This is a genomic window from Massilia hydrophila, from assembly GCF_020208145.1.
GTDB lineage: Bacteria > Pseudomonadota > Gammaproteobacteria > Burkholderiales > Burkholderiaceae_D > Telluria > Telluria hydrophila.
Genome location: NZ_JAHYBX010000030.1, coordinates 1 through 660, shown reverse-complemented (window position 1 = coordinate 660; position 660 = coordinate 1). Strand labels below are relative to the sequence as shown.

At 38.9% G+C, this 660-nt stretch carries 2 protein-coding genes; both read left to right on the top strand.

Annotated elements, in window-relative coordinates; genetic code table 11:
• Positions 1-218, top strand: a 218-nt coding sequence (locus LE190_RS22195) for a hypothetical protein (protein ID WP_225240595.1), incomplete at its 5' end; no start/stop codon positions are given.
• Positions 191-660, top strand: a 470-nt coding sequence (locus LE190_RS22190) for an SRPBCC family protein (RefSeq protein WP_225240594.1), incomplete at its 3' end; no start/stop codon positions are given. The genes LE190_RS22195 and LE190_RS22190, both read left to right, overlap by 28 nt.

Below are 660 nucleotides of genomic sequence, written 5' to 3'. Positions count from 1 at the left end.
GTATTATTATGGCTTGGTGTTGGAAAGATACCAACATGAGAGGAACACAAATAACGGCATGCTCTACCTTGGGTAGTCTCATGGCTATCTTACTGAGCTTTATATTCTTAGGTGAAGGCATTATTTGCCTCTTAATTGTTTCCCCCTTATTTTTGGTTTTGTTATCGCAGGCGCCTTTATTGGAAGGTCAATGTTTAAAAAGAGCAATCAAAAATTGAATATAAGCATTGTTAGCCTGTTACTTGGAATTTTTATTGTTGACTCCCTGAGTGATCATCATCACGAAAATATGGTCTCCGATGAGATCTTGATTCATGCGAGCCCAGCACAAGTATGGCAGCTCGTGGTCGCCTTCGATCCGATATCTCAGAAGGAAAGCTATTGGCTCTTTAATATAGGAATGCCGAGCCCAATGGTCACAACGGTAAGTGAGCATAAATTGGGCGCAAACCGAAAATGCATTTTCAGCAACGGATATATTTTCGATGAGAAGATTGTAAAATTTGACGTCAATGAAAACTTAGTTTTTGATATCATTGATCAACCCAAAGACCCTGAAATTATGGGACATATAGATATCAAAAGAGGTCAATTTATGTTGAAAGACAGTGGAAATGGTACCACTACCCTTATCGGGAACAGTTGGTATAATCTCCATGT